Origin of the sequence: Micromonospora sp. NPDC005173, assembly GCF_040608515.1 — a bacterium.
Lineage (GTDB): Bacteria > Actinomycetota > Actinomycetes > Mycobacteriales > Micromonosporaceae > Micromonospora.
The window spans coordinates 1-9,448 of the sequence record NZ_JBEXIK010000086.1; the positions used below are offsets into that span (position 1 = coordinate 1).

Genomic DNA, 9,448 nt, shown 5'->3' on the forward strand with positions numbered 1-9,448 from the left:
GGCCCAGAAGCGCGACCAGGGCGAAGTCGTTCGGGTTTGTCGACAGCCGGGCGGTGGTGATCAGGGCCTCGAACTGCAGGTGACCCAGCCCGAGGGTCGGCGACTCGGCCGGCACCGTGGGCCGGCGAACGTAGTCGGCCGGCGAGTGGTCCAGGACGGCGTCGATGACGCAGACCCGAAAGAACCCGACCACGACGGACAGGCGCCGCGAGACCGTCGAGGGCTGGTGCCGGCGTACGTCCTGCAGCCAGCGCACGTACCGCTCGATGTCCACCCGTGCCGCAGCCAGCGGGTCGAGGTCCTGGTCGGCGCACCAGCGTAGGAAGACTCGCAGGTCGGACTCGGTATGGACGCGAGTCTGGCCACGGTAGCGGCCCAGAAAGGCGGACACCGCGGCGCGAAAAAGGACCTGATCGGCAGGTACGCCACCGGAAGCGGGGGCAGGAGAGACAGCCATACATCACCGTGCGTCCCCGGCGGCGATGAACGCCAGACACGCCCGGAGCGGCAGATCCGTGCGCCGCCGACGTTGTGGCTACTCGTTCCGCAGTGTGTGACCTCGGCGTTGCGATGTCAGCGTCGGGCGCCAAGCGTCGGGTCGTCCGGTGCCGATCGTGCTGGCCAACTTCGACCGCTTCGGGAACGGGAGGCGAGTCCCTGGCCGCCGGCAAATCCGTAGGGGCCACGCGCTGCGGGGTCGCTTCTGCCAGGATGGCGGCCATGTCTGAGCTGGCGCTGACGATTCCCGGGTACGAGCTGCCGGACGGTGCCCGGCTTGTCGACGGGAATGTCTTACTGGAACGGCCCGGGTTCTGGCCGGCGTACCTGACCTACATGGGCGGCGAGGTGTACGACACGTCGGCGGCGTTCGACGTACCCGAGTCCGAACGCTCTGACATGGAGCGGGCGCTTCTGGATGGGGCGCGGTGGCCGGTGTTGTCGGTGCGGCTGACGCCGGCGACTCAGCGGTGGTGGCGCTGGTTGCGCATCGTCAATCGCAACATGCCCGGCGATGGCGGGCTCGACGTGCTGGTCACCTCGGATCTGGGCGGGTCGGCTGTCCGGATCGCCGGGTTGGGCGAGTTCTACGGTCCCGCATTGTGCTGGGAAGAACTGCACGCGCTGGCCGACATGCCCGATCCGGTGCTGACCCGCGAGCAGCGGCTCTTGTTGGCATTGCCGTTCATGGGCGACGGAGTGGTGCCGGCGGATGCCCGTACGGTCGTTGCGGAGGCCTTGCGGTCCGTGGGCGCGACCGGCGACGTCGACACGCTCGTCAGTGATCTCGTGGATCCGGAGGGGTGGGGTCCGGGGATGTGGGAGATCCGGCACGGCGTACGGATGTGTCGGGCCCGGCACGCGCTGCGGCACATGCAGGACACGTCGCTGAACGAGCTGCGGGAGGTCGATCTCGCGTTCGGTGGCCGGTTCTTTCGCAGTCGATCGGGTAGCCGGGAGTACCGGCCGCGCGCGGCGGGCCGCACGGCGCCGCGATGGCGGTTCGAGGTGGCTGAGGCCTTGGCGGACGGTGCGGGTGTGCACCTGCTGGGCCGCCTCGACGGCGAGATCCGAGACGGGGAACCGGCGCGACTCGTGGACGGTGGCGCCGACGTACCGATCGCGGCGGTTCGCGTCGGGGAGGATCCGGCGACGCGGAGGCTGGTCCTGACCATCGACGCCGAGGTGGCACCGCCGGCGCCCGGGGCGCTGATGCATCCCGTGGACGGATAGTGCATCCGTGCCTGGTGCCGGATTCCGCGGCCGAGCTGCCGCCACCTGGGCGTCCCTCTGGCCGCCGGTCGCCTGCACCGTCCTGAGCCAGCGGAACATCTGCGTGGACCGTTGCCAGCCCCGCCGCCTGGTGTGTTGTGGCTCCATGCTGCGCCCAGACGGCCGCAGCACGATCGCGATGGCGAACCTTACCGGCGACGACGTGGCCGGAGCTTGATCCGCTGACGGCCGCCGCCCGCGAACGGGGGCGAATACGTGCGCACCGTCCGGGCTGAGAACACTCTGCTACTGGTCGCCGCATTCGTGGCACTCGTGATCAGCACGACCGCCGGTATCCAGGTCGTCCGGTGCACCGCAGCAGACCACTGTCGCGTGCCGTAACACGATGTGACGCGCGGCCTGCGGCAGAAAAGTGCGCCGCCGGGTTGCCGGAGATCCTCGCCCGCGGTTGGGGGAACTGTCGTAGCCGGAATTTAGGCTGGCGCCGTGAGCATGAACGGCAACTGGCTGCGCGTTTCCCCGGACGAACTGGAGCAGGCCAGGACCGACCTCGGCTGGGCCTACGAACTCGCCATGACGGAACGGGACGACAACTCCGAACGCTGGACCGCCACCGACAAGGCATGGAACGGACTCGATTTCCTACTCGACCGGCTTGGCCTCGAGATTCCGCTGGTCCTAGGAGCGGAGGGATTCGTGGAACTGCCAGACGTCGAACTCGACAGCGAGGAGATGTTCGATTTCCTGGAGAACCTCGAAGACGACTGGGGCTACGGGCCGCCCTCCTATCTGACACCGGTCCAGGTAGAGGCTGCGGCCTCGCGGCTGGCCGCGCTCACCGAAGACGACCTCATCTGCGGCGTCGACCCGCTGGAGTTGAACCGGGCCGAGATCTACCCCGGAACCTGGGAAAGACCCGGCGAGCTGGCGTGGGTGGCACACTATCTGCCGGGCGTCCGAAGCTTCTTCGCTGCAGCCGCCAAGGATGGCGACGCGGTGATCTGCTGGCTTGACTGAGCGGCGGCTCAGCCCGCCAGGGCACCCCGAGTGGGTAGGACCGCGTTCACGTACAGCTACGCCGAAGGGGCATCATGTGCCGGCTGGTGCGGGAAGCGGCAGAGCGATCGGAACCCGCGGCAGAACCCTACAATCGGTGATGGAACTTCTCATCCCGCGCGCACCGCTCGCGGCAGATCAGTGCGGCGGGCGAATACGGCCATTCGACGATCGCCAGTGCTTGAGCGCGGAATCGGTGAGCCGTCGACGCGCGGACGGCACCAGCACGAACGCGCCCGCGACCACCGTACCGATCGCCAGCGGGATCACCTGCCCGTAGGGCGAACCATCGGCGAAGATGACGTCGTTGGCGCCGGGTTCAGGGTCGTAGACGATCTGAATCCGGTCACCGGCGGCCAGCTGTGGATCGCCCCTAACGGTCTCCAGCACGCCCAACCGATCGCCATCCCGCGCCGCGACAGCGACCGTGACGAAGCTACCATCGACCTTCGTTACGACCGCCTCTGCCGTCACACCATACTGGTCGAACCGCCACCCGTCGTAGAAACTGACCGCGGTCCCCGCCAGCAGCCCGAGGAAGAACAGCCAGAGGAAAACCGAACCGGCCCTCAGCAACGCCATGTCCCAGTTCCACCGCATCCTGTCGTTCGCACGACGGTCGCGATACCGGCCTCTGAGCAGCCAGTGCCAGGCGTACACAGCGGCGATCGTCATGAGTACACCGAACAGCGCACCGCACGACACGAAGCCGATGGCCGCCTCCGGGACCGCGAACGCGGCCACGAGCACGGTCGTCCAGCACGCCACCGCGGCGGTGGTCGTGAACATCATGTAGACCTAGGGGTGCTTGCCCCACCACCCGAGGTCTGATCCTCGAACCATGAGGCCATGGTGCTGGACCTGTCAACACGGCGATCGCAGGCCACGGCAAGGGCTTCGCCGCGCACGAGGCCAGGCCACAGCACAAGGTCCAATTAGAGGACGCACCATCGGGCCTCGACGGCTGACCCTTGCGCCGCTACGTCCTTGTTGGACAACGATGATTCAAAGGGCTGCGCAGGGGAAATGGAGGCCGCCGCGAATGATTGCCGAATTTTCAGCGCACTCTCATCAGCAGTTCAGGGTGTCGGCTCGCCAAGTGAGCCGCTACCGAGCGTGACGGCTCGCCGCTGGCTACCACGCGCGGTCGGCGGATGCCAGAAGCGATGCCAGAATCCACGCCTCAGTCCTTCCGGCGATTGGGTGAGCGGGGCCGGTAGGCTGCGCCGGCCAGCATCGCCTCCGTGCATCGATGGGAAGTATCGAGTCATGGCCACGGTCTGTGTCGAAGTCACCATCGACATCCCGGCGCAGCGGGTGTGGGAGGCTGTCGCGGATGTTGGTGCGGTACACCGGCGACTGTTGCCCGGCCGGGTGGCTGATGCCCAGATCGAGGGTGACGTCCGCATCCTGACCATGCCGGACGGGTCGCGGGTCCGCGAGCTCATTCTCGCGATCGACCACACCATCCGCAGGATGGCGTACACGGTGACGGAGGGGCAACGTTTGCCGTTGACCTACCACCACGCGGCGTTCCAAGTATTCGACGACGGCGATCACAGCCGGCTAGTCTGGCTGACCGATGTCCTCCCACATGCCATGATCGATGCGGTGCGGGGCCGGGTCGAGCGAGGAATCGAGGAGATGAAGGAAGTCCTCGAGTCCAACGAAGCCAAACGATAGGCGGCGCACTCTTCTCGGCAGATCCGGTCGTTCAGCGACCGGTGAGCCGGCGCCCTGATCGCGGCAGATCCGCGCACGTGATCTCGGGCTCATTGCGTCTCAGGGCTTGGCGGGCCGCTCAGGTGCAAGGGATCTCCTCGATGGGTGAGCAACCTGCGAGATCTCATCGTCCGCTGGCAGCGCGGCTGGGGCGTGGCCCGCGCGCTGCCCGTCGCCGAAGACGTAGGCAGCGCGTTGCGGGTCCGGTGCATGCAGCCCGGCGTTGTGACGCCTGGTGGCCGGCAGCCTGCTACGGCTGCCGGCCACCAGGCGTTTGTCTGTGCTATTTCGCCGTTGCCGCCGTAGGGAAGGCGCGCAGCCGGCTCACGGGTGATGCGACGAGCACGATCACCACTGCGGCCGAGGCGGTGGCCGCGACGGCCAGCGCTGCTTTGGCGCCGATGGCTCCGGTGAGTAGGCCTGCGGTGAGTCCGCCGAGCGCTCCGCCGCCGAAGAGCAGGGTGCGGAAGACGGCGGTCATCCGGCCCATCATCGATTGCGGGGTGACCGCTTGGCGGAGGCTGACGATGATGACGCCGGCCACGCCGAGTCCGAGGTACGTGGTGAAGAAAGACAGGGCGCACAGCCCGACAACCAGCGGTCGCGGACCGGCTGCCACGACGATCAGCGTCGGGCCGAGCAGCAGGGCTGACTGGGCGACGAGGTAGACCCGCCCGATGGGGAACCGTTGGATCACCTTGCGCGAGATGACCGCGCCGAGCAGCCCACCGACCGACGCCGTTGCGAAGACGCCACCAAGGATGGTCGAGCTCAGCTGCAGATCACGGGTGCCGTAGAGGAGGAACATCGTCCACACGGTGATCATCGAGAAATTGCAGCAGAAGCCGATTCCCGCAAGCCAGCGCAGGATGCGGCTGTCGATCACCCACCGTAGGCCGTCGCGCAACTCGGTCCTCAGGTGGCGGCGTTCGGCGACCGGCGGTTGGGGTTCTCGGGTGCGTATCAGCAGAAGCAACACCAGCGAGACCAGATACGAGACAGCGTTCACGACAATGGCCACCGGCGCGGTCACCGCGCTGATCAGGGCCCCGGCGAGACCCGGCCCGGCGATGTCGGCGGCCGAGGAGCTGATGCCCATCTTGGCGCTGGCCTCGACGTAGTGCCTGGGGTCACGAACGAGCGTGGGCACATACGACATCCAGCTCACGTCGAACAGCACCGAGGCGACACCGACAGCGCACGCGATGATCATCAGCGGAGTTATGCTCAGCGCGCCTGTCCAGTACAGCGCGGGCACCAGGGCCAGCAGCAGCATCCGGGCCAGGTTGGCGGCGAGCATGATCGGTCTGCGCCGGGCCCGGTCGACCCATACCCCGAACAGCACGGCGAGCCCGAGGTACGGGACGAGCTGCAGGAAGCGCAGGAGGCCGACCTGTTCGTCGGTGGCGCCGAAGGCGTTTATCGCGGTCAGTGGTATGGCAAGGGTGGTGACCTGCGTGCCGAGCAGGGAGATGCTCTCGCCGAGCCAGAACTTGAGGAAGTCCCGGTTGTGCCGCAGGCTTGCCGGTGGGCCGACCGTCGATGCCTGGTCTGTCATGTCCAGGGTCTGCACGACCTTGCTACCTTTCGTTGGTGCGCCGGCTGGCGGTGAGGTGGGCGACGGCCTCGGCGACGGCGTCGACCTCGTCCTCGCTGTTGTAGTAGTGCGGCGAGAGCCGCAGCGCCCAGGCGACGTCCTTGTCGGCGAAGTCGTACTGGGCGAAGTGCTGGTAACTGAGTGCCGAGTTGATCCGGTGTGTATCCAGGGCCTGCTTGAACGGCACCGGTTCCCAGCCGGCGACGTCGAAGGTGACCAGCGCGGCGGGGTTCGGACCGCGGTCGAGCACGCGTACGCCGGGAATCTGCGTGAGCTGGTCGCGTAGGCGGGCGCCCAGGGCGGGAGTGCGCCGGGAGATCGGCTCGATGCCCACGCGTAGCGCGTAGCGGGTGGCGGCGGCGCTGCCGATGACGGCTGCGTAGGGGAACTCCCAGTCCTCGAACCGCGCCGCGGTGTCGACCGGGCGATAGGTGTCGGGACCGGTCCAGCGCGCGCCGTACATGTCGATGAACAACGGCTCGAAGCCGTCGCGCAGGATCCGGTCGGCGACGTAGAGGAAGCCGGTGCCGCGTGGTCCACGCAGGAACTTGCGGCAGGTGGCGGTCAGGAAGTCGCAGCCGATCTCGTCGACGTCGATCGGGTACTGGCCGACCGACTGGCAGGCATCGACCAGATACATCAGTTCCAGGTCCCGGCAGTGACGGCCGATCTCCGCGATGGGCTGGACCAGCCCGGAGTTGGTGGGGATGTGGGTTACCGCGACCAATCGCGGACGCCGTGTTCGCATGAGCTGCGCCATCGCGTCGACGTCAACGCCGCTGCCGTCATGGTGGTCGGGTGCGTGCACGATCTCGATGCCGAACCGCTTGCGTAGCGACAGGAAGGCGATCTGGTTGGAGATGAAGTCGTTGCGGGTGGTGAGGATGACGTCACCGGGCTGGAACGGGATGGACGACAGCGCCCGGGTGTAGGCATCGGTGGCGCTGGCCGCGAAGGCGATCTCGCCTGGCTGACTACCGATCAGCTCCGCGGTGGCGGCATAGAAATCGCTGATCTCGCCGGCGCGGACATCGGCGGCCTCGTAGCCGCCGATACGCGCCTCCAGGTCCAGGTGCTCGACCATCGCCTGGTGTACCGGCCGGGCGAGCAGGCCGCAGCCGGCGTTGTTGAAGTGGATTGCCGACTCGCAGCCGGGGGTGTCGGCCCGTAGGGCGGTGAGGTCGAGGAGCGTTTCTCCAGAAGCGGTGATAGCGCTATCATGTTCCCTCATGGTAGAGAGTAGCACTATTGTCGTTCTGGTCTCCACGCTGCGGGCGGAGATCGCCCGCCTGGCACCCGGTGACCGGCTGCCCAGCAATCGTGACCTGGTACGTAGTCACAGCGTGAGCCCAGTGACGGTGGCGCGGGCAGTTGCGGCGCTGGCCGCCGAAGGCACAGTGGTGACCAGGCCTGGAAGCGGGACCTTCGTGGCGCCCCGCCGGCCACGCACGCCCCACGCCGCGATTGATACGTCGTGGCAGACGGTCGCGCTCGGCGACCGCAGCGTCGACGCCCGCACCGCCACCGACCTGCTCAGCCCGCCACCGACGAGCACGATCACACTGGCGGGCGGCTACCTGCACCGCTCCCTGCAGCCGACCAAAGCCCTGGGCGGGGCGCTGAGCCGGGCAGCCCGGCGACCCGACGCCTGGGACCGCGCACCAACCGCCGGACTGGAAACACTGCGTTCGCTCTTCGCCCGGCTCGTCGATGCCAACGTCGACGCCGACGACGTGCTGATCACCAGCGGCGGACAAGACGCCCTTTCCATGGCGTTTCGATCCATCGCCGCGCCCGGTAGCCCGATCCTGGTCGAGTCGCCCACCTACCAAGGCGCCCTGGCCGCCGCGCGTGCCGCCGGACTACGCCCCATTCCCGTCCCGATCGATGCCGACGGCATCCGCCCCGACCTGCTCGCAGACGCGTTCGCGACGACCGGCGCCCGGCTGCTCTACTGCCAACCGACCTTCCACAACCCAACCGGCGCGGTTCTGCCACCCGAGCGCCGCCGCCAGGTCCTCGACCTCGCCCGCGCCGTCGGGGCGTTCATTCTCGAAGACGACTTCGCGCGGCTGCTCGGCCACGGCGGACAGATGCCCCGCCCTCTGCTAGCCGATGACGACGACGGCACAGTGGTCTACCTGACCTCCCTGACCAAGCCCGCGTCACCGAGCCTGCGCATCGGCGCGCTGATAGCCCGCGGCCCCGTGGCTCACCGGCTTCGCGCGACCAGGCTCGTCGACGACTTCTTCGTCGCCCGACCGCTGCAGGAAGCCGCCGTCGAACTGATCAGCACACCGTCATGGGATCGGCACCTGCGCGGGCTGGCCACCGCGCTGCGCGAACGCAGCGCGACCCTCGCCGCCGCACTCGCCACGGAAATTCCGGAATGGACGCTCTCCAGCGTCCCCCAGGGCGGCCTGCATCTGTGGGTACGCATACCGGGACCCCTCCAGTCGGCTACCGCGATCGCCGATGCTGCCCACGCCCGAGACGTCGCAGTCAGCGTCGGCAGCGGCTACTTCGCCGCCGAACCATCAGGGGCGTATCTACGTCTCGGCTTCGCGGCTACGGCCGACCTGGCCCAGCTATCCGAAGGCGTGCACCGACTGAGCAAGGCGACAAGACACTTGCGTAGCGCCGATTCGTAAAGTGCCCGTCGCTCGCCAGCACATCATGCTCCAACCCTGGGCCGGTGTCCTCGCCCCCGCCCCGGTCAGCCGGCGGTGGGCGCCCAGCCCGGTCCGGTGGCGAGCTGGATCCGGCGAGCGTGAGCAGGCAGCCGGCCCCTCGACGCCGACCTCGACGTGGCCGTGGCCCGGGTTCGCCGGGCCGTCGGCTGCGGTCGCGGCTGAGCCGCCTGCCTGCCGAGGCATCGGTTCTTGGTTCGACAAGGTTGCCCTCAGCCACTCCCCCAAAGATGTCCGTTTCTTGCTATTTGCCGCCGAGGGCAAGGTTGTCAAGAACCGGCTGCACGTGTGCCTGCAGCCCGCGGACCGGGACCGCGACAGGGAGGTCGAGCGCGTCCTCGCGCTGGGCGCGACCATGCTGGCCGATCACCGCACGCCCGACGGCGACGGCTGGGCCGTGCTGTGCGACCCAGCTGGAAACGAATTCTGCATGACCCGCTCATCTTCAGAGCGGCATTCCTGACGAGGCATGCGCCGCCATCCCCGTACGCCCTCATCTCGGCATGTGCGTATGCCGGCCGAGTCAGCACTTCGTGACGCCGCGTAGCGCGCGGATCGCGGCAGATCCGGACGTCTGGGTGTCCCCTTTGGCTGGAGCGAGCTTGTCCTATCGCTGTGCTCTATTCCCGTCATGCATGTCGTCGTCACAGGC

Annotated in this window: 9 protein-coding genes; 5 read left to right on the plus strand and 4 right to left on the minus strand. The window is 68.1% G+C overall.

Features of this window, described 5'->3' with window-relative positions:
- On the minus strand, positions 1-391 hold a 391-nt coding region (locus tag ABZV00_RS37290), incomplete at its 3' end, for a site-specific integrase (protein WP_355615204.1).
- A gap of 158 nt (positions 392-549) precedes the next feature.
- Between ABZV00_RS37290 and ABZV00_RS37295 the strand changes: the two genes are divergently transcribed.
- Entirely contained in the window at positions 550-1,731 is a 1,182-nt protein-coding gene (locus ABZV00_RS37295) for a hypothetical protein (protein WP_355615207.1), read from the plus strand.
- Positions 1,732-2,223: 492 nt separating this feature from the next.
- A complete protein-coding gene (locus ABZV00_RS37300; protein ID WP_355615225.1) occupies positions 2,224-2,748 on the plus strand; it encodes a YfbM family protein in 525 nt (174 codons plus the stop codon).
- 177 nt (positions 2,749-2,925) lie between these two features.
- On the opposite strand, the gene ABZV00_RS37305 is transcribed toward ABZV00_RS37300, so the two are convergent.
- On the minus strand, positions 2,926-3,576 hold the full coding sequence (locus ABZV00_RS37305; RefSeq protein WP_355615210.1) for a hypothetical protein: 651 nt from the start codon (positions 3,574-3,576) through the stop codon (positions 2,926-2,928).
- Positions 3,577-4,056: 480 nt separating this feature from the next.
- Between ABZV00_RS37305 and ABZV00_RS37310 the strand changes: the two genes are divergently transcribed.
- Positions 4,057-4,470: an SRPBCC family protein gene (locus ABZV00_RS37310; protein WP_355615213.1), complete on the plus strand. Its 414-nt coding sequence runs from the start codon at positions 4,057-4,059 to the stop codon at positions 4,468-4,470.
- Positions 4,471-4,792: 322 nt separating this feature from the next.
- Here the strand turns inward: ABZV00_RS37310 and ABZV00_RS37315 are convergent, their stop codons facing one another.
- Both ABZV00_RS37315 and ABZV00_RS37320 read right to left on the minus strand, forming a co-directional pair.
- Positions 4,793-6,082 (minus strand): MFS transporter, encoded by a 1,290-nt coding sequence (locus ABZV00_RS37315; protein ID WP_355615216.1) that lies wholly within the window; start codon positions 6,080-6,082, stop codon positions 4,793-4,795.
- A gap of 7 nt (positions 6,083-6,089) precedes the next feature.
- Positions 6,090-7,337: an aminotransferase class V-fold PLP-dependent enzyme gene (locus ABZV00_RS37320; RefSeq protein ID WP_355615219.1), complete on the minus strand. Its 1,248-nt coding sequence runs from the start codon at positions 7,335-7,337 to the stop codon at positions 6,090-6,092.
- On the opposite strand from ABZV00_RS37320, the gene ABZV00_RS37325 reads away from it, so the two are divergent.
- Both ABZV00_RS37325 and ABZV00_RS37330 read left to right on the plus strand, forming a co-directional pair.
- Entirely contained in the window at positions 7,336-8,757 is a 1,422-nt protein-coding gene (locus ABZV00_RS37325; protein WP_355615222.1) for a PLP-dependent aminotransferase family protein, read from the plus strand. The two genes, ABZV00_RS37320 and ABZV00_RS37325, sit on opposite strands and share 2 nt — an antisense overlap.
- A 25-nt stretch (positions 8,758-8,782) precedes the next feature.
- A complete protein-coding gene (locus ABZV00_RS37330; RefSeq protein ID WP_355615228.1) occupies positions 8,783-9,259 on the plus strand; it encodes a VOC family protein in 477 nt (158 codons plus the stop codon).
- The last annotated feature ends 189 nt before the right edge of the window (positions 9,260-9,448 follow it).